The sequence below is a fragment of the Corynebacterium sp. zg254 genome (assembly GCF_024701495.1).
Lineage (GTDB): Bacteria > Actinomycetota > Actinomycetes > Mycobacteriales > Mycobacteriaceae > Corynebacterium > Corynebacterium zhongnanshanii.
The window spans coordinates 257,219-280,961 of sequence record NZ_WIAR01000002.1 but is presented as its reverse complement, the minus strand read 5'-3'; the positions used below and the strand labels follow the sequence as shown (position 1 = coordinate 280,961).

Sequence of the window (23,743 nt, the reverse complement as noted above, 5' to 3'; positions counted from 1 at the left end):
CAGGAAAATTCTAGGCATTGTCAGGAAAACCCTAGAGAACTTGAATCAGTTGGCTAAAACGGCGCTGCAACTGCTGATTTGCTTTGGGTGGGGGATGATGGTGTACAGTATTCCACGTGGCACAGCCACTGCACCTCGTGCTCATCGCCGGGCCGGCGTGATGTGAAGTGTAGATGGATAGTGCACCGTGGGAATGTCGTATAGTGGCTAATACCTCAGCCTTCCAAGCTGAAGACGCGGGTTCGATTCCCGTCATTCCCTCCAACCAGACCTCGGATGTAATCAGTCCGAGGTCTTTCGCGTTGCTGCTGCGCGATTAGGAGCCCGGGCAAAGCAATGACCCCGGGGGTGTGCCGATGTTTCGCGGCATTGACCGTCCCGAGGCCTATCCTCGTTGATTTTACTACGATTCTGCACTGAATCGCGCGAAGCGTGTGGTGTTATGTCGAATGCTGCTATTGGGCCAATTGGGTATTGATTGCCTACTGTGGGGCTATTAAGGGGTGCTGACCAGTGATTTTTAGTGTACCCTAATCCATTATGGAGCAACGAGACACCACAGAATGGGTAGAAGGATTCCGTGAAGGCTACGGCACGGGATACTCCGATGGCTATCGCGCTGGGTTGGAGGCCGGGCGCACGCAGGCCTTTTACGACGCCAAAGCGGAACGTAAGCGAGCGAAGTACGAGTTGAAGGCGCAGCGACGCGAGCTCAAGGCACAGCGCTATGGCAAACATGCCGCCCACACGCAGGACAGTCACGGGTCGCATGCCGGAGCTGAACACGCTCCGTCGTCGCAGCCACGGAAAGGGCGGAAACCTATAGAGGCCACGATCACGGGCAAGGAGAGTGTCTCTCCCGCTATGGTTCGCATCCGGGCGAACGCCCCGGGACTGATCGGCCGAGAGCTCACCAAGACCGATCACTACGTCAAGATCCTCTTCGTCCCCGAAGGGGCGCCGTACTCCTGGCCGTTCGATCTCGCCCACATTAAGGACACGCAACCAAAGAAGTACCGTCCCGTAACCAGGACGTACACGCTGCGCAGCGTGGACACTGAGACCGGAGACATTGCCATCGATTTCGTTCTGCACGGTGATACGGGATTGGCAGGCCCGTGGGCTCGTGATGTGGAGGTAGGCGAGACATTCGCATTTGTAGGCCCCGGCGGTGGCTGGGCGCCCACGCCTCGCTACGACCACTTCGTGCTTGCGGGGGATGAGTCCGCCGCACCGGCGATTGCCGCGTCGTTGGAAAAGATTCCCTCCACGTCTACGGCAATCGCATTCTTTGAGGTTGAGGGGCCAGGCCATGAGTTCGCAGTGCCCGAGGGGGACAACATCACGGTGCGTTGGGTGTACCGACACGGTTCCATGCCAGGGCGTGCATTGGCAGATGCGGTGCGCTTCTACGAGTGCCCTGAGGGTTCCGTGGGGTGGTTCGTCCATGGCGTGGCCGAGATGATTAAGGAGATCCGGCGGGAGCTGTATGTGGGACGCGGGGTGTCTAAAAAGGACGCGTCGATTTCTGGATACTGGCGTTTGCGCATGACGGAAGATCAATGGCAATCCAGTAAGCAAGAGTTTGTGGCAGAGATGGAAAGTGCGGAGCAGGCAGCGGTTCGTAAGAAGTGAAGCAACGCGTGCCACTAGCCCAAAAACCGTGTTTTAACATGCGTTTTGTTTTTATGGCGAGTAGCACGTAAAGTAGCTCTCGCACCACAGAGTGCGGCTCGGGATGTGGCGCAGTTTGGTAGCGCATCCGCTTTGGGAGCGGAGGGTCGCAGGTTCAAATCCTGTCATCCCGACACACAGCCGGTAGGTCATGGACCTACCGGTTTTTCATTTTCTCGCTCACTGCTTCGTCGGTGGGATGAGCAGGTCACGGCCCCTGCACTTAATGTGCTGGCGTGTGAACCCCACCCCGAAGAATGCGTATAGTGGGCGCCCTATAGAATCGACTACGACCAACGCCACTGGCGTGTGACACAGACAAGCGCGCATGGTGGCCCGACAATAGACACAGGAGTGTGCATTCGTGAAGAGCTCTGTAGAAAAGCTGAGCGCCACCCGCACCAAGATCACCGTTGAGGTACCCTTCGAGGAGCTCAAGCCAGAGTTCGACAAGGCATATGCCTCTCTCGCTCAGCAGGTAAACATGCCAGGCTTCCGCAAGGGAAAAGTTCCTCCAAAGATCTTGGAGGCTCGTCTGGGACGCGGAGTTGTGCTGGACCAGGTCATCAACGAAATGCTGCCATCCCGCTACAGCGCTGCTGTCGATGAGCACGAGCTGAAGGTCCTCGGCCAGCCAGAGATCGAGATCACCGAGCTGGAAGACAAGGACCACGTCACCTTCACCGCTGAGGTCGACGTTCGCCCAGACATCGAGGTGCCAGACTTCTCCAAGATCTCCGTTGAGGTTGAGCCACTGAAGTCCACCGAAGAGGCTATCGACGCTGAGCTGGAGAACCTCCGTGCACGCTTCGGCTCCCTCAAACCGATCAAGCGCCTGATCAAGACCGGTGACTTCGTCACCATCGACCTGTCCGCCACCATCGACGGCGAGACCGTTGACGAGGCCACCACCGAGGGCCTGTCCCACGAGGTCGGCTCGGACACCTTGATCAAGGGCCTGGATACCGCACTGCGTAAGCTCCACGCCGGCGAGGAGTCCACCTTCACCTCCAAGCTCGTGGCTGGCGAGCACGAGGGCGAAGAGGCTGAGGTTCACGTCAAGGTTCAGACCGCCAAGGAGCGCGAGCTCCCGAAGTTGGATGACGACTTCGCACAGCTGGCGTCCGAGTTCGACACTCTGGACGAGCTGCGTGACTCCCTGAAGGACCAGGCTGAGGCAGAACAGAAGAACGCACAGGCTGCAGACATCCGCGATAAGGTTCTGGCTGCGGCTCTGGAAGAGACCACCGTTGAGCTGTCCGACAACATCGTTCAGGCTCAGGTGGACAGCCAGGTTCAGCAGCTGATCCAGCAGTTCGGTGGAGACGAGAAGGTCTTCGAAGAGATGCTTGCTGCACAGGGCATCACCCGCGAGAAGTTCGAAGAGGACGCTCGTACTTCCGCTGAAGACTCCGTACGCACCCAGCTGTTCCTGGACGCTCTGGCCGACGAGGAGCAGCCAGAGGTGTCTCAGGATGAACTGATGAGCCACATTTCCTTCACTGCTGCTCAGTACGGCATGGAGCCAAACCAGTTCATCATGCAGCTTCAGCAGGCTAACCAGCTGGGCAACCTCTTCGCTGATGTGCGCCGCGGCAAGGCTCTGGCGCTGAACATTGCGAAAACCTCCGTGAAGGACACCGAGGGCAACGAGGTTGATCCGAAGCAGTACTTTGGTGAGGACGAGGCCGCTGAGTCTGCCGAGGACAACGCGTCGGAGAACGCATCCGCTGACGAGAACTAAGGCAACAGCCGAACCAACTCGTCACACGTTCCCCAGCCCCCGGCCCCTGTGACCGTGCGATCGGCACTTCAAGTGCGCCGCACGTGGAACAGGGGACGGGGGCTGTGTGCTGTCAGCGAACAGAGCCATAAGATGGCCACATTGTCCCACCTAATTCACTAGGCTGGGGCGCACAATCTTTTTCGATCAGCTTTTCTGGATATGAAGAGCATTGAGGTGAGCAATGAGTAACAATCCTGTACAGGGCAACGACATATATGATCGCTTGCTGAAAGAACGCATCTTGTTCCTGGGCTCCCAGGTAGATGATGACATCGCCAATAAGTTGTGTGCCCAGATCCTGTTGTTGTCCGCTGAGGATCCCACGAAGGATATCTCTTTGTACATCAACTCGCCCGGTGGTTCCGTGACCGCGGGCATGGCGATTTTTGACACGATGAAGTTCTCCCCGTGCGATATTCGCACCTATGGCATGGGCCTGGCGGCCTCCATGGGCCAGTTCCTGCTGTCTGCCGGAACTAAGGGTAAGCGCTTCGCGTTGCCGCACGCCCGCATCATGATGCACCAGCCGTCCGCAGGTGTGGGAGGAACTGCGGCTGATATCGCTATTCAGGCAGAGCAGTTTGCCCACACCAAGAAGGAAATGGCGGAGCTCATCGCTGAGTTCACCGGCCAGACGGTGGAGCAGATTACCAAGGATTCGGACCGTGACCGTTGGTTTACTGCCGCTGAGGCGAAGGACTACGGTTTCGTCGACCACGTGATTACCTCTGCGAAGGAGAGCTAAGAATTATGCAGATGCCAGAAATGCGATACATCCTCCCTTCGTTCGTGGAGCACTCCAGCTTTGGGGCGAAGGAATCGAACCCGTACAACAAGCTGTTCGAGGAGCGCATTATCTTCCTGGGGACTCAGGTTGATGATGCTTCCGCTAATGACATCATGGCGCAGCTGCTGGTGTTGGAGGGGCTGGATCCTGATCGTGACATCACGATGTACATCAACTCTCCCGGCGGTTCGTTCACGTCCTTGATGGCTATTTACGACACGATGCAGTACGTGCGTCCCGATGTTCAGACGGTGTGCCTGGGGCAGGCTGCATCTGCTGCGGCGGTCTTGCTGGCTGCGGGTACGCCGGGCAAGCGTGCGGCGCTGCCGAATGCGCGTGTGCTGATTCACCAGCCGGCCACCGGCGGTGTGCAGGGCCAGGTCTCCGACTTGGAGATCCAGGCCAAGGAGATTGAGCGCATGCGTACCTTGATGGAGGAGACGTTGTCTCGCCACACGGGACGTTCTGCTGAGCAGATCCGTAAGGATACCGATCGCGATAAGATCCTGACGGCTGAGGAAGCTAAGGAATACGGGATTATCGATCAGGTGTTCGATTATCGAAAGTTGTCTGCTCAGCAGTAGGCTGCGTGGATAATGCGCTGGGCGTCGTCGAAAAATCACATGTCGACGGCGCTTTTCGCATTCTTCGCGTGACATCAGTGACCCCTGTGGCCCCTGTGCCGGGCGGGGCGTACGACACACGGGAAACGAGCCACAGCCGCCCGATGTAGGACGGGAGCGGTAAAGTTCTAACAATCACATATCCGAACCAACGACCATGAGTGCGAGGACCACATGCCAGATAGCACAGATCTGCTGAAGTGCTCTTTCTGCGGGAAGAGTCAGAAGCAAGTACGCAAGCTGATTGCAGGGCCAGGCGTATATATCTGTGATGAATGCATTGAATTGTGCGTTGAGATCATCGAAGAGGAGTTCAGCGCCGAAAGTAGTGCCGACGCCGTCAACGCGCTGCCTACTCCGCGCCGCATTGCGGAGTTCCTCGATCATTATGTGATTGGGCAGGACGACGCCAAGCGCACCCTCGCCGTGGCCGTCTACAACCACTACAAGCGCATTCAGGTGGAGGACGCGAGCGCGGGTGCGCGCCGCAGCGATGAAGAGGTGGAATTGGCGAAGTCCAATGTCCTCATGCTGGGGCCTACGGGTTCAGGAAAGACCTATCTGGCCCAGACGCTGGCGCGGATGCTGGACGTGCCGTTCGCCATTGCGGATGCCACCAGCCTCACCGAGGCGGGTTACGTGGGTGAGGATGTGGAGAACATTCTGCTGAAGCTACTGCAGGCCGCAGACTTCGATGTGGAGAAGGCACAGCGGGGCATCATCTATGTGGATGAGGTGGATAAGATCTCCCGAAAGTCGGAGAACCCATCCATCACGCGCGACGTCTCCGGCGAGGGTGTGCAGCAGGCGCTGCTGAAGATCCTGGAGGGCACGGTGGCGTCCGTGCCGCCGCAGGGTGGGCGCAAGCACCCCAACCAGGAGTTCATCCAGTTCGATACCAAGAACGTTCTGTTTATCGTCTCGGGCGCGTTCGCCGGCTTGGAGAAGGTCATTAGCGAGCGCCGCGGTAAGAAAGGTATGGGCTTCGGCGCGGAAATCAAGGGCAAGGCGGATGAGGATCCGGATCTATTCCGCTTCGTGGAGCCGGAGGACCTGGTGAAGTTCGGCCTGATCCCAGAGCTCATTGGCCGTCTGCCGGTACTCACCCACGTGGGGCACCTTGATGAGGACGCGTTGGTGCGCGTGCTGACCGAGCCGAAGAACTCGCTGGTGAAGCAGTACCAGCGCCTGTTCGAGATGGACGATGTGCGTTTGACCTTCGAGGATGGTGCACTGCGCGCCATTGCCCAAAAGGCATTGGCGCGGGAGACCGGTGCGCGGGGGCTGCGCTCCATCATGGAGTCTTTGCTGAACCCCATCATGTTCTCCATCCCGGAGGACGAGGACACGGGCGAGGTGATCATCACCGAAGCCACGGCTCAGGGGTTGGAAGAGCCAACGCGGTTGTCTCTGGAAGAGGTTGCGGCGCGGGATAAGAAGAGCGCGTAAAGAACCAGCGCGGCTTAGCTCAAGTTGAAGTCGTCCTCCGACGGGTACTCCTGACTGGAGTACAGAGACGCAGCCACTGACGATCCCAAAGAAGGGGAGTGGGAAGAATGCGTGTAGGACGAACCCTGGGTGGTGGCCATGGTGGTGGAGAGGAAGGTCACCGTGGCGTCGGAAATCATTTTTCCCATGCCCTCGGTGTTCTGCGCATCGCTAATGTCCATCCCGTAGAGCGCGTGGAAAATCGGACCCTGGGTGATCGGGAACGCGCACAGGGAGGTCAGCAACACGAACAGATCCTCGGCGGACACGCCCGTGCGGAACGCGCCTACGTCGTGGCCACGCATCAGTAGGCGATCGATCACCAGCACCACCGGGGAATCCTCCAGGATCCCTACCGTGGTGGTGATCGTGGCGCGCTGGAACATGTTCTCGGCCACGATGAGGCGCACGGCGTCCGGGAACTCTCGGAAACGCTCGAAGGTTGCTAGGGAAAAACGGCGGATTGCGTCTCCTGGGATCATCCGCTCCAACTCGTCGGAATCCTCCTGGGACCACGTGGGCCAGATACGGGAGTGCGCGTAGCGCAAGGCCTCGTGATACAACTCCTTGGTATTGGAGAACAGCTCATGGGTAGCCGCGATGTCGGCAGCGTGGGCGGCTGAGGAAATGTCGTCAGCGGAAAAGTGGTATCCCACGTGTGCGGCAACGGGCAGGAGGACATCCATGGCGGCACGGTACTGCGACGGCGCTAGTTCGTAGCGGGCGGCAGAATTAGGAAGTACAGGCATAACAGCACTCATAGTAACGGAGTAGCACCCGTGACAGAGCTTAAAAACAGCAAGCACCTACGCGCGGGGGTGACGGACAAAAAGGTAGGCTGGGCGGGTATTGGTGCCTCCACACGTGTCACGAGGCTCCCATGAGGATCAACACACAGATCAACACACATCGATCACTGATACACAACAGATTTTTAAGAGGTGCATGTCATGACTTCCACTACCTCCCCCGTGAACGTCGCGGTCACCGGCGCAGCAGGCCAGATCGGCTATGCGCTGCTGTTTCGTTTGGTGTGCGGAACGCACCGCACGGAGATTTTCGGCACCCGCCCGGTGAATCTCCAGCTGCTGGAAACCGAGCCGGGCCTGCAGCGCGCCGAGGGGGTGATGATGGAGCTGATGGATTCCGCGTTCCCGCTGCTGAACTCGGTGACCGTCACCACCGATCCGCGCGAGGCGTTTAAAGACGCGGATGTGGCTTTCCTGGTGGGGGCGAAGCCGCGCCAGAAGGGGGAGGAGAGGGCCGACCTGCTGGCGGCGAACGGCAAGATTTTCGGCCCTCAGGGTCGCGCGCTGGGTGAGGTGGCTCGCGATGATGTGAAGGTGGTGGTGGTGGGTAACCCCGCCAACACGAATGCTGCCATCGCTGCCGCGCATGCTATGGATGCGAACCCGAAGCTGCGCCCCGAGCAGTTCAGTGCGATGACGCGCCTGGATCACAACCGTGCGGTGGCTCAGGTCGCGGCACACCTGGGGGTTGCCGTGAGCTCCCTGTCCCGCATGACGGTGTGGGGAAATCACTCGCCGTCGCAGTTCCCTGATGTTGCCGAGCTTCAGCTGGAGGGCGAGGCCGTCGAGGGCTTGGATGCGTCCTGGGTGGAGGATGAGTTCATCCCGCGCGTGGCCCAGCGTGGCGCCGAGGTGATTGAGGTCCGGGGATCTTCCTCGGCCGCGTCCGCCGCGAATGCTGCGATTGACCACATGCGCGATTGGGTGAATGGAACCGCGGAGGGCGACTGGGTGTCCGCGGCCATCCCGTCTGATGGTTCCTATGGCATCGAGGAGGGGCTGGTCTGCTCGTTCCCCGTTCGTGCCGTGGATGGTGTGTGGCGGATCGTCGATGATTTATCTGTGACCGACGCCCAGCGTGCGCGCATCGAAGCCTCCGTCGCAGAGCTGAAGGAGGAGATTTCATCGGTGCGTGCGGAGGGCTTGCTGCCGGAGAAGTCTTAGCCCCTAAAAGGTTTTTCTGTCAAAAACCTGACGAGTGGGTCTGGGCAATGGTTCCATAGACGTTATGGATATTTCGTCAACACAATCATCGTCTGCACCCTCTTCGTCCGGGGCTCCTTCCGGAGCTGCTTCGTCCGGCAAGGCCCCGGTAGCGGCCAGGACCTACCAGCCGGATCTGCTCACCAAGCTCACTGCGCTGTCCGGCCGCGGCCTTTTGGCGTTGCCCCCGGCCCTACTCTCGGCGCTGGGATCGCTCACGAACCGTGACGGGAACCGTTTGGATAGCGACGTGAGGGCGTCGTTGAAACTCCTGGATGTGGTGAGCGGCGACGACATCGTTGACCTGCCACTGGACAAGGCCCGCGCGCAGGTGGACCGGGAAGCGCATTTGGCGGCCGGGACGATGCAGGCGGTGGGCGGCGTCACGGAGCACGACGTTGCCGGAGTGCGGGTGCGTCACTACCGCCCACGCGGCTTCGAGTCGGCGGGCACTGATTTGCCCACGTTGGTGTACCTCCACGGCGGTGGATGGGTGACGGGTTCCCTGAACTCTCACGAATCGACGGCGCGATGGCTGTGCTCCCGCGCGGACGTGGCGGTGCTCGCGGTGGATTATCGTCTGGCTCCAGAGCACCCCTTCCCAGCGGGTCTGGACGACGTGACGGCAGTTGTCAGCGCTGCGATGGCCGGCGAGGTTGCCGGGGTGGACGGCTCCAGGGTTGCCGTGGGTGGGGACTCTGCCGGCGGAAACTTGAGCGCGGCGGTGTGCCTGCGTCTGCGGGATGAGGGGAAGCCTCAGCCGCGCCTGCAGATGCTCTTTGTGCCGAATGTGAACTTGAAGGAGTACACCACGGCATCCTTCACCGAGTTTGCGGACGGCTACTATCTGACCCGCGGACAGATGGACTGGTACCGCGACCACTACATCCCGAATGAGGACGACCGCTCGAATCCGTGGGCGTCCCCGATCCTGGCAGAGGACCTGTCTGGCCTGGCGCCGGCATATGTGGCTGTGGCTGGATTCGATGTGCTGCGTGACGAGGGTGAAGTATACGCCCAGCGGCTCAAGGACGCCGGTGTGGCCACTACGCTGCGTAGGCACGAGGGGCTGGTGCATCCCTTCGTGAACTCTACGGGATTGTGGCGGGGCGCCCGCCGGGCTCTCGATGAGGCGGCCGGCGCCCTGCGCTTGGCCTTGGACGTGGTATAGATTCCGAGCGAGTTTCAGCGCACCAATCTCTTGTCAGTGAGAGCAGTGTAGGGCCTGTCTACTACACTGGCTAGGTGTGAATGACTCTAAGAATTCTCCAGTTCCAGAAACGCCAGCCGGCGCCGTGATGGGTGCCGATCGATCTGCTCAGTTGCCGAAGGCCTGGGAGCCTTCGGCGGTGGAATCAACGCTGTATAAGCGGTGGGTCGACGCTGGTTATTTCACGGCGGATGCCGGTAGTTCCAAACCTCCCTTTTCCATTGTGCTGCCACCGCCAAATGTGACGGGACAATTGCACATGGGGCACGCCCTGGACCACACGTTGATGGACGCCATGGCGCGCCGCAAGCGTATGCAGGGCTTCGAGGTGCTGTGGCTGCCGGGCTCCGACCACGCAGGTATCGCCACGCAAACCAAGGTTGAGGCAAGCCTGAAGGAGAACGAGGGCACAGACCGCTTTGACCTGGGGCGCGAGGCCTTCGTGGACCGCGTCTGGGAGTGGAAGCACGATTACGGCAATGTCATTCAGAACCAGATGCGTGCCATTGGTGACTCCGTGGACTGGTCCCGGGAACGCTTCACGCTGGATGAGGGATTGTCCCGGGCTGTTCAGACCATGTTTAAGGCCCTGTATGACGAAGGCCTGATTTACCGAGCACATCGTCTGGTGAACTGGTCGCCGGTTCTCCAGACCGCCATCTCCGATATCGAGGTGGTGTACTCCGATGACGAGGGCGAATTGGTCTCTATCCGCTACGGTTCCTTAAACGACAATGAGCCTCATGTCATCGTGGCCACCACCCGTGTGGAAACCATGCTGGGTGACGTGGCCGTTGCCGTGCACCCAGAGGATGAGCGCTACGCGGACCTGGTGGGAACCACCCTGGATCACCCGTTCTTGCCGGATCGAAAGATGATCGTTGTGGCGGACGACTATGTAGACCCTGAGTTCGGAACGGGTGCCGTGAAGATCACCCCGGCTCACGACCCGAACGACTTCGCCCTGGGACAGCGCCACGATCTCGACATGCCGGTGATCTTGGATGCCACGGGACACATCACGGACACGGGTACGCAGTTCGATGGCATGGATCGCTACGAAGCCCGCGAGAAGATCCGCCTGGCATTGGAGGAGCAGGGCCGCATCGTGGAACGAAAGTTCCCCTACGTGCACTCCGTGGGCCACTCCGAGCGTTCGGGTGAGGCAATCGAACCACGCCTGTCGGAGCAGTGGTTCGTGAAGGTGGAGAAGCTCGCCACGATGTCCGCCGAGGCTATCCGCTCGGGCGACTCGACCATTTACCCGGCGTCCCAGGAGCCTCGCTGGTTTGACTGGGTGGATGACATGCACGACTGGTGCATCTCGCGTCAGCTGTGGTGGGGTCACCGCATCCCGATCTGGTACGGACCGGACGGCGAAGTAGTGTGCTGCGGACCCGATGACGAGCCACCGACAGGGGAAGGCTGGGTCCAGGACGAGGACGTGCTGGATACCTGGTTCTCCTCGGCACTGTGGCCGTTCTCCACGATGGGTTGGCCAGCAAGTACCGAGGACTTGCAGAAATTCTACCCGGTCTCTGTGCTGGTCACCGGATACGACATCTTGTTCTTCTGGGTTGCGCGCATGATGATGTTTGCCACCTTCGCAGACACCTTGAAGGACTCTCCGTTGGCCAACACCATTCCAGGAATCCCCTCCGTGGACAGGGATGGCCGTCCGCAGATTCCTTTCAAGGACATTTTCCTGCACGGCTTGGTGCGCGACGAAAAGGGACGCAAGATGTCCAAGTCCCTGGGCAATGGCATCAACCCAATGGACTGGGTGGAGAACTATGGTGCGGATGCCCTGCGCTTCACCCTGGCCCGCGGCGCCAACCCTGGCTCCGACCTCCCGGTAGGTGAAGACTCCGCACAGTCGTCCCGAAACTTCGCCACGAAGCTCTACAACGCCACCAAGTTCGCGCTGATGAACGGCGCCCAGGTGGGTGACCTGCCAGAGCGCGAGGCCCTGACGGGTGCCGACCGCTGGATCCTGGACCGGCTGGAGTCTGTGCGCGCGCTGGTGGATAACGCACTGGATCGCTACGAGTTCTCCCTGGCCAACGAGAACCTGTACCGCTTCGCCTGGGGCGAGTTCTGCGACTGGTACCTGGAGATCGCGAAGGTGCAGATCCCACGCAACTGGGACGAGGCCTCGGAGGCCGAGAAGGCCCGCGGCATCAACACCCAGCTGGTGCTCGGCCGCGTGCTGGACACAGTACTGCGCCTGCTGCACCCAGCCATGCCGTTCGTCACGGAGACTCTCTGGACCGCACTCACGCACGGCGTGGACGGCTACCCAGAATCTCTGGTGGTCGCACCATGGCCTGATAGCGACCTCACCAACGGCGGTGCCGAGGTGGATCAGGACGCCATCCGCCGGATGGCTGACGTGGATAAGCTCGTCACCGAACTGCGTCGCTTCCGTTCCGACCAGGGCGTGAAGCCCACCCAAAAGGTGCCAGCGATGCTGGACTTTGCGGCAGCTGACCTGGAGGAGTTCGAGCCAGCAGTCCGCTCGATCGTTCGCCTGGAAGAGCCCGACGAGGGATTCGCGGCCACCGCCTCCATCGAGGTGAGGCTGTCCCAGGCCACCATCGAGGTTCAGCTGGATACCTCCGGAACCGTGGATGTGGCCGCCGAACGCAAGCGCCTGGAGAAGGACCTCGCTGCGGCACAAAAGGAGCTGGACAACGCTGCAAAGAAGCTCAGCAATGAGGGCTTCTTGGCTAACGCTCCCGAAAAGGTCGTGGAGGGAATCAAGGAGCGTCAGAAGATCGCGCAGGAAGAGTTTGCCCGTATCACCTCCCGTCTGGAAGAGCTACCACAAGCATGAGCGAACACAGCACCGGCAACGACCCGCACGCCCAGGGCGATAGCGAGGGGCTAGACTCTCGCAACGAGGTGGCGTCGGAGGGTGTGGACACGGAAGGCCTGGGAAGTGAATCAGTGGGCCTGGACGGAGTAGGGGAGGTATCCCTCGACAGCTCGGGGCTGTCCCTTCCCATCGACGCTGCGGGAGACAAGAACTTCGGCGTCGATGATGATCACGATCACCAGGCCCTCCCGGCACGGCCCATCACCCCGCAGATCCTGGAGGAATTGGCCCACGTCGAGGCGGAGCTGGACCAGCGATGGCCAGAGACGAAGATCGACCCCACCCTGGAGCGGGTGGAGATGCTCATGGACCTGCTGGGGCACCCCGAGCGCGCGTTTCCCGTGATCCACGTTGCGGGCACGAACGGGAAAACGTCCACCGTGCGGATGATCGAGTCCCTGCTGCGGGCCTTCCATCGCCGAACCGGACGGACCACCAGCCCGCACCTTCAGCTGGTGACCGAGCGCATCGCCGTGGACGGCCAGCCCGTTCACCCGGAGGACTACATCAACGCCTGGCGCGAGATCAAGCCCTTCGTGGAGATGGTCGACGCGCGCTCCGCGGAGCAGGGCAGCCCCCAGATGTCCAAGTTTGAGGTGCTGGTGGCGCTGGCGTACACGTGCTTCGCCGATGCGCCGGTGGATGTTGCCGTGGTGGAAACCGGCATGGGCGGTCGATGGGACGCCACGAACGTGGTCAACGCAGACGTTGCGGTGATCACGCCGATTGGCCTGGACCATACCGATTACCTTGGCGACACACTGGAGCAGATCGCCGGTGAGAAAGCCGGGATCATCAAGTCCCGGTGGAATAAGGACGACCTGCTGAGTCCCCCGGATAATGTGACGGTGATTGCAGAGCAAGAGCCAGAGGTCATGACTGTGCTGCTGACGGAGGCCGTGGAGAAGGATTCCGCGGTGGCTCGTGCGGGTCAGGAGTTTGGTGTGGTGAGCTCCTCCATTGCGGTGGGCGGCCAGTCGCTGGTGCTGCGCGGCCTGGGTGGTGTGTACGAGGACATCTTCGTGCCGCTGTCCGGCGAGCACCAGGCTCGCAACGCGGCGGTGGCCCTTGCTGCGGTCGAGGCGTTTTTCGGTGCCGGCGCTGAGCGGCAGCTGGACCCGAACACGGTGCGCGAAGGCTTTGCCCAGGTGCAGTCGCCGGGGCGCTTGGAGCGGGTGCGTTCCGCGCCGAGCGTGTTCATCGACGCCACGCACAACCCCCACGGCGCCACCGCGCTGGCTGCGGCGATGTCCCGCGATTTTGATTTCCGACGCCTGGTGGGCGTGGTGGGAGTGCTCGGCGACAAGGACGCTTATGGAATCCTGTCGGCGTTGGAGCCCGTGCTGGACGAGCTGGTGGTGACACAGCCGCAGTCGCCCCGCGCACTGGACGTGGACACCCTGGCGGAGTATGCGCGCGATGTGATGGGTGAGGAACGCGTCCACGTAGCCTCCAACTTGGTGGGCGCTGTGGAATTGGCAACGGAGTTGGCCGAAGATGATGCCGATGGCATGGTTGCTGGTTCGGGTGTGCTCATCACGGGCAGTGTGGTGACCGCTGGGGAAGCGCGTACCTTGTTTGGCAAGGAGCCCGCGTAGATCGCTCCGGCGTGTGCGTGAGACCGGTGTGGTGTAGGCACAAGAAGAAAGGTCCTGTGAGATGAAGGAACACAACAAGCCCGAGGGCCCTGCTCAGGAGCCCCAGGGGTCTGCGGCGCGGCCAGACGACGCGCAGATGGGTCCGCTCGGCCCAGGTCACGAGCTGGAAAACGACCCGATGAAGGGAGTGCGTGGCGTGATGGCTGGTGCGCACATCCTGGAGGCGATTGTGATCCTGCTGGTCCTTACGGTGATTACCCGCGTGGAACCGGACGTGAATGCCACCACTGTGAAGGTGACCTATGTGTCCGTTCTGGGTGTGCTCATGATCCTGGCGGCGTTCATCCAGAGAGCCAAGTGGGCTGATCCTGTCAACATCGGTCTGCAGGTCCTTGCCGTGGCCGGGTTCTTTGTCCACCCATCGATGGGATTTGTGGGGCTGCTGTTCGCCGCAACGTGGTGGTACATCTACCACTTGCGTCGCAACATGAAGGAGCGCATGCGCCGAGGGCTGCTGCCTGCGCAGCACGTGTAGCCGGAACGCAGCATGTGTAGCCGGGGTATGTGCCGCCTCGTGTACTATTTGTGATTATGACTGAACGTACCCTAATCCTGATCAAGCCAGATGGTGTCAAGAACGGTCACGTAGGCGAGATCATCGCCCGCATCGAGCGCAAGGGCCTGAAGCTCGTGGAGCTGGACCTGCGCACCGCTGACCGTGAGACCGCTGAGAAGCACTACGCTGAGCACTCCGACAAGCCTTTCTTCGGCGAGCTGGTTGACTTCATCACCTCCGCACCGCTGGTAGCGGGCATCGTGGAAGGCGAGCGCGCCATCGACGCATGGCGTCAGCTGGCTGGTGGCACCGACCCAGTGGCCAAGGCAACCCCAGGCACCATCCGTGGTGACTTCGCCCTGACCGTGGGTGAGAACGTTGTTCACGGCTCTGACTCCCCAGAGTCCGCAGAGCGTGAGATCGCCATCTGGTTCCCAAACCTCTAAGCCGCTCGTCGCGGTAAGTCCCACGCCGCGTGTCGCGGCAGCCTGACAGCGGGCCCAGCAGAATGTTCTGCTGGGCCCGCTTTGTCTGTGAGCCTGCGCACCCGACCCAGACATCCGTTACCCACATTCGGGGGTTCTTCTAAATCGATAAGGAAAAAATGCCGCTCGGTTTGCCGCGCCATCAGGTCTAAGGTGAGGATCTATGGCTACTGAACAAGTTTCTGAAAACAAAAGCGCCGCAGCTCGTCGCCCAATTCGCGTGGCGATCGCCGGCGTGGGTAACTGTGCAACGTCCCTGATCGAGGGAGTGGAGTTCTACAAGAACACTCCGGACGATGAGAAGGTTCCTGGCCTGATGCACGTTCGCTTCGGCGACTACCACGTGGGGGACGTGGAGTTCGTGGCAGCGTTCGATGTGGACTCCGCCAAGGTGGGCAAGGACCTGGCCGAGGCCCGTCTTGCCCCCACCAACTGCACCATCCGCATCTGCGATGTTCCTCCCCTGGGCGTGACCGTCCAGCGTGGCCCCACCCACGACGGCCTGGGCAAGCACTACCGCGAGGTCGTCGAGGAATCTGCCGAAGAGCCAGTGGACGTGGCACAGGCCCTGCGCGATGCAGAGGTTGACGTGCTGGTCTCCTACCTCCCCGTGGGCTCCGAGGAAGCGGACAAGGCGTATGCCCAGGCCGCTCTCGACGCTGGCGTGGCATTCGTCAACGCCCTGCCCGTGTTCATCGCCTCCGACCCAGAATGGGCAGAGAAGTTCCGCAGCGCCGGTGTGCCGATCGTTGGTGACGACATCAAGAGCCAGGTGGGCGCCACCATCACCCACCGTGTTCTCGCGCGCTTGTTCGAGGACCGCGGCGTGCGCCTGGACCGCACCATGCAGCTGAACGTCGGTGGCAACATGGACTTCAAGAACATGCTGGACCGTGACCGTCTGGAGTCCAAGAAGGTCTCCAAGACCCAGGCCGTGACCAGCAACCTTCAGGAATCCCCGCTGGCGGGCAAGAAGGAGGACCGCAACGTGCACATCGGCCCCTCGGACTACGTGGAGTGGCTGGATGACCGCAAGTGGGCCTATGTCCGCCTGGAGGGCACTGCCTTCGGTAACGTGCCACTGAACCTGGAGTACAAGCTGGAGGTGTGGGATTCCCCGAACTCCGCGGGAATTATCATCGACGCCATCCGCGCCGCGAAAATCGCCAAGGACCGTGGCATCGGCGGACCAGTGGATCCGGCGTCCAGCTACCTGATGAAGTCCCCACCGATCCAGTTGGAGGACACCAACGCCCGCGCACAGCTGGAAAGCTTCATCGCGGACGCGTAACAGGGCTGGTCAGGCCTAGGGGAGGGACGCCGCCCGTTCCTCTCACCCGGGGGACTTCGCACAGCGGTCCATCACAATGGGGTAGTGATGGTGACTGTGTGAGGTGATGGGGTGAGAGGTGGGCGTCGTATATTTATTGCGTGGGAGGGCGCAATCACGCACACGGGGTGAGGGAAGCATTGGTGGGGAGACAAATTGTGACACAATGGGGGAGATGCCGCGTGGCGCACAACGACGATGCCGCCGCCGGATCAAGACGTGACTACATTAAAGAACTTTTTCAAGGAGAATCGTGGCGACTTTTAGCCCGGAATTCGCGGCAGCAGCCGCAGAACTACATAGAGACACCATTGCAGAGAAGGAACGCGTCCACGCTATTGCGCGACAGTTGGGCGTGCGTTCGGCCGAGTTGGCTGAGATGTTTGCGTCCGTGGGGGTGACTGGCAAAAAGCCAATGTCCGCAGTGACGCGGGAGCAGATCATCCAACTGTTGGACGCGGCGGCCGCTGCTGGTGATGGTGAGAAGGCTGAGGTTAAGGCTGAGGCTAAGCCACAGGCGAAGCCGAAGAAGCAGACCAAGGCCAAGGCGAAGCCGCGGACGAAGGCGAAGCCTAAGCCAGAGACAAAGGCTGAAGCGGAGCCGGAGGCGGAAGCCGAGGAGGAGCCCCAGGAGAATCAGCGCGACGCTGAGAAGCCTGCGGAGTCCCAGGCTGAAGTACCTCAGGAAGAGGAGGCTGCGGAGGAATCATCTCCCGTCGCGGGCGCTCCGTTGGAGGACGTTCCTACCGAAAGTGAGGACGAGAGCGACGGGGGAGAGGCCGAGAGAGACGGCGAGTTCGAAGGCGAGCAGGACAGCGCGCCACGTGCTACGCGGCGGCGTGTGCGCAGGGTTGTGCGCCGAGTGGGCTCCGCCCGTGCCGCTAGTGCTGAGAGCGCCGAGGACGCTGAGTCCGACGAGGAGCCTCGCGAGGCTGCACAGAAAACTGCAGCGAAGAAGTCCACTACGAAGAAGACGACTGCGAAGAAGTCCACCGAGAAGAACGAGAAGAAGTCGTCAGGGGCAAAAACCTCGGCACCGAAACCGGCGCCGAAGCCTGCGCCAAAGCCCGCAGCGAAAAAGGCTGCGGCCAAGAAGTCTGACCAGCTGCACCCAGCCGAACGGGATGAGTCCGACGTGGTGGACGAGCCAGTACGCCTGAAGCGCTCCACCCGCCTGGAATCTCAGCGCAAGTGGAGGGCGGAGAACCGTGGCCAGAAGCGCACGGTGAGCCGCTCAGAGTTCCTGGCGCGCCGTGAGTCTGTGGAACGTCAGATGGTGGTTCGGGATTCGCACCGCACCGATCGCGAGGGCCTGACAACCCAGGTTGGCGTGGTGGAAGATGGCATGCTGGTGGAACACTTTGTGACCAGTGAGACGCAGAACTCCATGGTGGGTAACGTCTACCTCGGCCGAGTGCAAAATGTTTTGGGCAGCATGGAAGCCGCCTTCATCGACATCGGCACCGGGCGAAATGCTGTGCTCTACGCCAGCGAGCTCAACTGGCACCTCGATCACCTGCACTCCAAGAGCCGCAAGATCGAGCAGGCCCTGCAGCCCGGCGACCACATCCTGGTTCAGGTCATCAAGGATCCGTTGGGCCACAAGGGTGCTCGCCTGACCAGCCGTATCAGCTTTGCTGGACGCTACCTGGTGTACTTCCCGGGCGGCACCACCGCCGGCATTAGCCGCAAGCTGCCTGAAGATGAGCGGCGTCGTCTCAAGAGCATCTTGAGCAAGGTCGTCCCGGAGCCAGGCGGCGCGATCATCCGCACCGCCGCGGAAAACGTGACGGAAGAACAGATCGCCGAGGATGTGAACCGTCTCCACGAGATCTGGCAGCGCGTGACCCACGAGGAGAAGAAGGCCCGCGAGAACAAAAACGGCCAGCCAGTGGCTCTGTACGAAGAGCCGAATATGCTCATCAAGGTTGTCCGCGACATCTTCAACGAGGACTTCAGCGAGCTGTTGGTGGACGGCGAGAAGTCCTGGAAAACCGTGCGGGATTATGTCCACCGCTTGGCGCCCGAGTTGAAGAAGCGCGTGCGGAAGTGGAATCCTGCCCAGCACGGCGGCGAGGATGTCTTCGCAGCTCTGCACTTGGATGAGCAGCTCACCAAGGCGCTGGCACGCAAGGTGTGGCTGCCGTCCGGCGGGCACTTGATCATTGACCGCACCGAGGCAATGACCGTGATCGACGTGAACACCGGTAGCTTCGTGGGCCGTGGCGGTGACTTGGAGGAAACCCTCACCCAGAACAACCTGGAGGCCGCCGAGGAGATCGTTCGCCAGATGCGCCTGCGCGATATCGGCGGAATGATCGTGGTGGACTTCATCGATATGGTCCTGGAGGAAAACCAGGACTTGGTGCTGCGCCGCCTGACCGAGTACTTGGGACGCGACCGCACCCATCACAAGGTGGGCGAGGTGACGTCCCTGGGTCTGGTGCAGATCACCCGTAAGCGCCAGGGCACGGGCTTGCTGGAGACCTTCTCTACCGTCTGTGAGGCGTGCGAGGGCCGCGGCATCATCATCCATGCCGACCCCGTGGATCATGAGGAGGACGCGGACCAGGACCGTGGTCACCGTCGCGATCACGGCAACCGCAAGGAGCGTCAGCAGGCGAAGCGTCAGCAGCGGGAGCGTGAGGAGCGGGCCGCGGCACGCGAGGACTCGCAGGGAGAGTCTGAGCGTGACACGCGCAGGCGGGACGCCTCTGACGATGACGTGCACTCCATCGTGGAGCGCGCGGTGTCCATCGCTGATCGTGACGACCCGGATGAGCCATCGGGCGCTGACTACGTCGCTCCGTCCGAGTCGAACGCGTCTGCATCCGCTGATGAGGAAACGTCGGGCGCGAAGAAACGTGGGACGAGGCGCGGCGGGCGTCGAACTCGTCGTGTGGTCCGTAGCCACGCCGAACCCGCAGAATCCACGTCCGAATCCACCGTCGAGGGGCACGGACGTGACGATGATGGTTCGGCGAGGGATGCGCAGACCGATTATGGGTCCGACGCCGTGCTCACGTACGAGGAAGCGAAGAGGATTTTCGAACAGTCTCCTCGTCGCCAGCGCCGCACCCGCGGCAACTCTCGTTCCGATGTAGCGCCGCGCCGGGAGGACTTCGAGGACGCGGAGCCTGTGCCAGCGCCTGAGAAGAAGCAGGGCTCCGGGCACCAGGAGCCTGAGCAGACCTCGGCAGGTGGTGGCTCGCGCGGGCGTCGGCGCAGGGTTGTGCGCAAGCACACCACGGCCAAGTCTTCCGGTGCAGCGGAAAAGCCGGCCGCTGAAAAACAGGCTGCTCACAAGCCAGTTGAGGAGAAGCCGGCCGCTGAAAAGCCAGCTGACGCAGAGGAGAAAGCGCCTCAGAAAAAGGCCCAGACGGGTACTCGCCGCCGCGTGCGGAGAGTAGTGCGTCGAAGCAAGTAACACACGCCTGGGGAGGATTTTGTTTTATGCTCCCCAGCAGGTAGTGTTTACACGTCGCTGTTCATTCCACGCGCGAAGAACAATCATGTGATCGGACATGGTTGCTTCCGATACATCTCAATCGTGCCGGGAATGGACGCCGTGAAAAGTAAGTTAGTCCAGTCAGGACGCGCCAGGAGCTCACACCCGAGTGCTGGAACGTCCTGAGCCGATTTGAGAAAAAAAGGGGTAGCCCTACATGTACGCGATCGTCAAGACCGGCGGAAAGCAGTACAAGGTTGCCGAAGGTGACCTCGTTAAGGTCGAGAAGATCGAGGGTGAGCCAGGTTCGTCCGTGGCTCTGACCCCGGTTCTCGTCGTTGATGGCGCTAACGTCACCACTGGTGACAAGCTCGCGTCCGCAAGCGTGAACGCCGAAATCGTAGAGCATGTCCGTGGACCAAAGATCCGCGGCATGCACTACCGCAACAAGACTGGTTACAAGCGCCGCTTCGGCCACCGCCAGGCCCTCACGGTCCTGAAGGTAACCGGTATCAAGTAAGATAACCGAGACACTTTTTCTTCCTAAGGAGGGAGAGACACATGGCACACAAGAAGGGTGCTTCCAGCTCCAACAACGGTCGTGACTCCGAGTCCAAGCGTCTCGGTGTGAAGCGCTTCGGCGGTCAGCAGGTTAAGGCAGGCGAGATCTTGATCCGTCAGCGCGGAACCTCTTTCCACCCAGGTGAGAACGTTGGTCGCGGCGGAGACGATACTCTGTTCGCACTGAAGGCCGGCGCTGTTCAGTTCTCCACTCGTCGTAACCGTCGACTGGTGAACATCGTTGAAAGCGAGGCTGCTGAGGCCTAAAGCCTCACGGTTCACACCTAACCCGCGGACACGGACGCTGACCATTAGTATGGAAGCGGCCGGATCCGCGGGTTTTGTCATAACCACTGCCGCAGCTAGGCACGGCGCATTAGCGCCGTGCCGTCCACCCCTCCTAGAGTGCTCCTCAAGTGCTCCTCGAAAGGAAAACCATGTCACCTCAGTTTGTTGACCGAGTCGTTCTGCACCTGCAGGCCGGCGACGGCGGACATGGATGTGCATCCGTCCGCCGCGAGAAGTTCGTGCCTCTAGGTGGCCCAGACGGCGGCAACGGAGGACACGGCGGCGACATCATCCTGGAAGTGTCCCCCCAGGTACACACCCTGCTGGATTTCCACTTCCACCCGCACATTAAGTCCAAGCGCGGTAATAACGGCGCAGGCGACCACCGTCACGGCGCCCGCGGAGAGGACCTGGTGCTCCAGGTTCCGGAGGGAACCGTGGTCTTGGATTCCCGTGGCGAGGTGCTCGCCGATTTGACGGGCATGGGTACCCGGATGATCGTCGCCGAGGGTGGGCATGGAGGCCTGGGTAATGCCGCGCTGGCGTCGAAATCCCGAAAGGCGCCAGGATTCGCCCTGCTGGGGGAGCCCGGCGAGGTCAAGGACATCACGCTGGAGCTGAAGTCCATGGCGGACGTGGGGCTTGTAGGATTCCCGTCGGCGGGGAAGAGCTCGCTGATTTCCGTGCTGTCCGCGGCGAAGCCGAAGATTGCAGATTACCCTTTTACCACGCTCGCGCCGAACCTGGGCGTGGTCCATCAGGGCCACGAGGTATTCACCATTGCGGACGTTCCGGGGCTGATCCCGGGAGCCTCCCAGGGCAAGGGGCTGGGCCTGGACTTCCTGCGGCACATTGAGCGCACCGCCGTGCTGGCCCACGTGGTGGATGCAGCGAACCTGGAGTCCGACCGCAACCCGGTGGATGACATCAAGGCCCTGGAGCACGAGCTGGCGAGCTACCAGTCCGAACTGGCCACTGATTCCGGCCTGGGTGACTTGAGCGAACGCCCCCGCGTGATCATCCTCAACAAGCTGGACATTCCCGAGGCCGAAGAGATGGTAGAGCTTCAGGAAGAGGAGCTGAAGGAGTTCGGTTGGCCGATCTTCCGCATCTCCACGGTGGCGCGGCGCGGCTTGAAGGAACTGACGTTTGCGCTGCTGGAGATCGTGAAGGAACACCGCAAGAACCACCCCATGGTTTCTGCGAAACCTGCGCAGGTCATCACGCCGAAGGGAGTTCGTGGCAAGCGCGGCGGACGCTTTGCGGACTTCGAGGTTGCCAAGGACCCGGAGTTCCCGGACGCATTCGTGGTCACGGGCGAGAAGGTGGAGCGCTGGGTGCGCCAGACCGACTTCGAGAACGACGAAGCGATCGGTTACCTTGCGGATCGCCTGGCCAAGGCCGGGGTGGAGGACGAGCTGTACAAGGCCGGTGCCCAGGAGGGCTCCGAGGTGACCATCGGGGAGATCACCTTCGAGTGGGATCCGCAGACGGCCGCGGGTGTGGATTTGATGCGTTCTGGGCGCGGAACCGACCAGCGTCTGGAGCAGAACACCCGAAGCTCTGCGCAGGAGCGTAAGCGTGCCTCCCAGGTCCGTCGTGGCCTGATCGACGAAGTGCGCTACGACGATGACGAGGTGGCCGATACTCAACGTTGGGAAGGCTAATCTTTCTGCGCAGGGTATAGTGCCACTGGCATAATGGTGTGCATGTCTTCTGCGAATAACGGAAATAGTGAGGATCGATCGCACCTGACGGATCCCGTACCGTCTTATGTGGATAGTACGGTGCATGAGCCAGGCCCGGTGGTTCCGGCCACCACGATTGAGTTCCCGGAGCCCGAGGCGGATCCTGAAGATCCTGCGATGGGGCATAGCTCCGATGTTCGCCGTGATATCTCCCACGCGCGCCGTTTGGTGGTGAAGATTGGATCGTCGTCCTTGACCGATGCGGATGGCTTGGTCAATCCTGCGCGTATCGATACTATTGCCGACGCCCTTGAGGCGCGCATGGACAAGGGTACCGATTTGATTGTGGTCTCCTCTGGTGCGGTGGCCTGCGGCATGGGTCCACTGCAGCTCAACCAGAGGCCAACGGACTTGGCGACGAAGCAGGCCGCGGCCTCTGTAGGTCAGGTGCTGTTGGCTCAGGAGTGGGCGCGTAGTTTCGCCCGCTATGGCCGCACTATTGGCCAGGTGTTGCTCACCGCGGCGGATGCGTCTGAGCGTGACCGTGCCCGTAATGCGCAGCGCACCATTGATCGACTGCGCCAGCTGAAGGCCGTGCCTATCGTGAATGAGAACGATACGGTGGCCACGTCCGAAATGCGCTTTGGTGATAACGATCGCCTGGCGGCGCTGGTGTCCCACCTGGCCTTCGCTGATGCGCTGGTGCTGCTCAGTGACGTGGATGGCCTGTATGACCGCAACCCCGTCGAGCCAGGAGCGCGTTTTATCGCAGAAGTGAAGTCTGCCAAGGACTTGCAGGGGGTTGCGGCAGGAGATGGCGGACGCCTGGGTACCGGCGGCATGGCCGCGAAGGTGACCGCTGCGCGTCTGGCCTCTCGAGCGGGTGTGCCTGTGCTGCTGACCTCCACGGAAAACATCGGTGCTGCGCTGGACGGTGCTGATGTGGGAACCTGTTTCTGGCCCGACCAGGATCGCCTGAGCGCGTGGAAGTTCTGGGTGCTGTATGCGGCGGATACCGCAGGCCGTCTGCACGTGGACGCCGGCGCGGTGAAGGCCATCGCTGAAAATCACAAGTCCCTGCTTCCTGTGGGAATCACCAAGGTAGAGGGAAGTTTTGAGCAGGGTCAGATTGTGGAAATAATCGGCCCTGACGGTGCCCTGGTGGGTCGCGGTGAGGCGGCCTATGATGCCAGCATGATGGACGGCATGATCGGTAAGCCCACCAGTGAATTGCCGGACTTTGCCCAGCGCCCAGCGGTCCATGCTGACTACATGTCCACCTACTCCAATCGCCAGGTCCTCCGATAGAACATCTACTTTTCGGTAGACTG

The 23,743-nt window shown here is 61.2% G+C and carries 18 protein-coding genes and 2 tRNA genes; 19 read left to right on the top strand and 1 reads right to left on the bottom strand.

Annotation, left to right across the window (positions count from 1 at the left end; all coding sequences use genetic code 11):
- Positions 1 to 189 precede the first annotated feature (189 nt).
- The 7 genes from GC425_RS06905 (at position 190) to clpX (ending at position 6,319) form a co-directional block, all read left to right on the top strand.
- A tRNA-Gly gene (locus tag GC425_RS06905) sits at positions 190 to 264 on the top strand.
- Positions 265 to 540: 276 nt separating this feature from the next.
- Positions 541 to 1,635, top strand: a complete 1,095-nt coding sequence (locus tag GC425_RS06900; RefSeq protein WP_151844474.1) for a siderophore-interacting protein — start codon at positions 541 to 543, stop codon at positions 1,633 to 1,635.
- Positions 1,636 to 1,734: 99 nt separating this feature from the next.
- Positions 1,735 to 1,808: transfer RNA gene (locus GC425_RS06895), tRNA-Pro, on the top strand.
- Between the two features lie 230 nt (positions 1,809 to 2,038).
- Positions 2,039 to 3,418: a trigger factor gene (tig, locus tag GC425_RS06890; protein ID WP_151842946.1), complete on the top strand. Its 1,380-nt coding sequence runs from the start codon at positions 2,039 to 2,041 to the stop codon at positions 3,416 to 3,418.
- A 223-nt stretch (positions 3,419 to 3,641) separates the two neighbouring features.
- Positions 3,642 to 4,205 (top strand): ATP-dependent Clp protease proteolytic subunit, encoded by a 564-nt coding sequence (locus GC425_RS06885; RefSeq protein ID WP_151842947.1) that lies wholly within the window; start codon positions 3,642 to 3,644, stop codon positions 4,203 to 4,205.
- A 5-nt stretch (positions 4,206 to 4,210) separates the two neighbouring features.
- A complete protein-coding gene (locus GC425_RS06880; protein ID WP_151842948.1) occupies positions 4,211 to 4,831 on the top strand; it encodes an ATP-dependent Clp protease proteolytic subunit in 621 nt (206 codons plus the stop codon).
- A gap of 213 nt (positions 4,832 to 5,044) precedes the next feature.
- Complete coding sequence (gene clpX, locus GC425_RS06875) at positions 5,045 to 6,319, top strand: ATP-dependent Clp protease ATP-binding subunit ClpX (RefSeq protein ID WP_151844473.1); 1,275 nt, start codon at positions 5,045 to 5,047, stop codon at positions 6,317 to 6,319.
- 14 nt (positions 6,320 to 6,333) lie between these two features.
- Here clpX and GC425_RS06870 read toward each other — a convergent pair whose 3' ends face one another.
- Complete coding sequence (locus tag GC425_RS06870; protein ID WP_151844472.1) at positions 6,334 to 7,107, bottom strand: hypothetical protein; 774 nt, start codon at positions 7,105 to 7,107, stop codon at positions 6,334 to 6,336.
- A 201-nt stretch (positions 7,108 to 7,308) separates the two neighbouring features.
- On the opposite strand from GC425_RS06870, the gene GC425_RS06865 reads away from it, so the two are divergent.
- From GC425_RS06865 to proB, 12 genes are all read left to right on the top strand, one after another.
- Positions 7,309 to 8,331, top strand: a complete 1,023-nt coding sequence (locus GC425_RS06865) for a malate dehydrogenase (RefSeq protein WP_151842951.1) — start codon at positions 7,309 to 7,311, stop codon at positions 8,329 to 8,331.
- A gap of 64 nt (positions 8,332 to 8,395) precedes the next feature.
- Positions 8,396 to 9,541 carry an alpha/beta hydrolase gene (locus GC425_RS06860; RefSeq protein ID WP_151842952.1) on the top strand — a complete coding sequence of 382 codons (1,146 nt, stop codon included), beginning with the start codon at positions 8,396 to 8,398 and terminating at the stop codon, positions 9,539 to 9,541.
- Between the two features lie 127 nt (positions 9,542 to 9,668).
- Positions 9,669 to 12,416: a valine--tRNA ligase gene (locus GC425_RS06855; RefSeq protein WP_257822840.1), complete on the top strand. Its 2,748-nt coding sequence runs from the start codon at positions 9,669 to 9,671 to the stop codon at positions 12,414 to 12,416.
- A complete protein-coding gene (locus tag GC425_RS06850) occupies positions 12,413 to 14,056 on the top strand; it encodes a folylpolyglutamate synthase/dihydrofolate synthase family protein (RefSeq protein WP_151844471.1) in 1,644 nt (547 codons plus the stop codon). The genes GC425_RS06855 and GC425_RS06850 overlap by 4 nt, the downstream gene beginning before the upstream one ends.
- A 61-nt stretch (positions 14,057 to 14,117) precedes the next feature.
- Positions 14,118 to 14,591: a DUF4233 domain-containing protein gene (locus GC425_RS06845; RefSeq protein ID WP_151844470.1), complete on the top strand. Its 474-nt coding sequence runs from the start codon at positions 14,118 to 14,120 to the stop codon at positions 14,589 to 14,591.
- 56 nt (positions 14,592 to 14,647) lie between these two features.
- Positions 14,648 to 15,058, top strand: a complete 411-nt coding sequence (ndk, locus tag GC425_RS06840; RefSeq protein ID WP_151842955.1) for a nucleoside-diphosphate kinase — start codon at positions 14,648 to 14,650, stop codon at positions 15,056 to 15,058.
- A gap of 202 nt (positions 15,059 to 15,260) precedes the next feature.
- Positions 15,261 to 16,388: an inositol-3-phosphate synthase gene (locus tag GC425_RS06835; RefSeq protein WP_151842956.1), complete on the top strand. Its 1,128-nt coding sequence runs from the start codon at positions 15,261 to 15,263 to the stop codon at positions 16,386 to 16,388.
- Between the two features lie 292 nt (positions 16,389 to 16,680).
- Positions 16,681 to 19,854: an Rne/Rng family ribonuclease gene (locus GC425_RS06830; protein ID WP_231699757.1), complete on the top strand. Its 3,174-nt coding sequence runs from the start codon at positions 16,681 to 16,683 to the stop codon at positions 19,852 to 19,854.
- Between the two features lie 238 nt (positions 19,855 to 20,092).
- On the top strand, positions 20,093 to 20,395 hold the full coding sequence (gene rplU, locus GC425_RS06825) for a 50S ribosomal protein L21 (protein ID WP_151842958.1): 303 nt from the start codon (positions 20,093 to 20,095) through the stop codon (positions 20,393 to 20,395).
- 41 nt (positions 20,396 to 20,436) lie between these two features.
- Positions 20,437 to 20,703, top strand: coding sequence for a 50S ribosomal protein L27 (gene rpmA / locus GC425_RS06820; protein WP_151842959.1), 267 nt, complete (start codon positions 20,437 to 20,439; stop codon positions 20,701 to 20,703).
- A 170-nt stretch (positions 20,704 to 20,873) separates the two neighbouring features.
- Entirely contained in the window at positions 20,874 to 22,391 is a 1,518-nt protein-coding gene (obgE, locus tag GC425_RS06815) for a GTPase ObgE (RefSeq protein ID WP_151844468.1), read from the top strand.
- Between the two features lie 198 nt (positions 22,392 to 22,589).
- Complete coding sequence (gene proB / locus GC425_RS06810; protein ID WP_374707644.1) at positions 22,590 to 23,720, top strand: glutamate 5-kinase; 1,131 nt, start codon at positions 22,590 to 22,592, stop codon at positions 23,718 to 23,720.
- Positions 23,721 to 23,743: the final 23 nt, after the last annotated feature.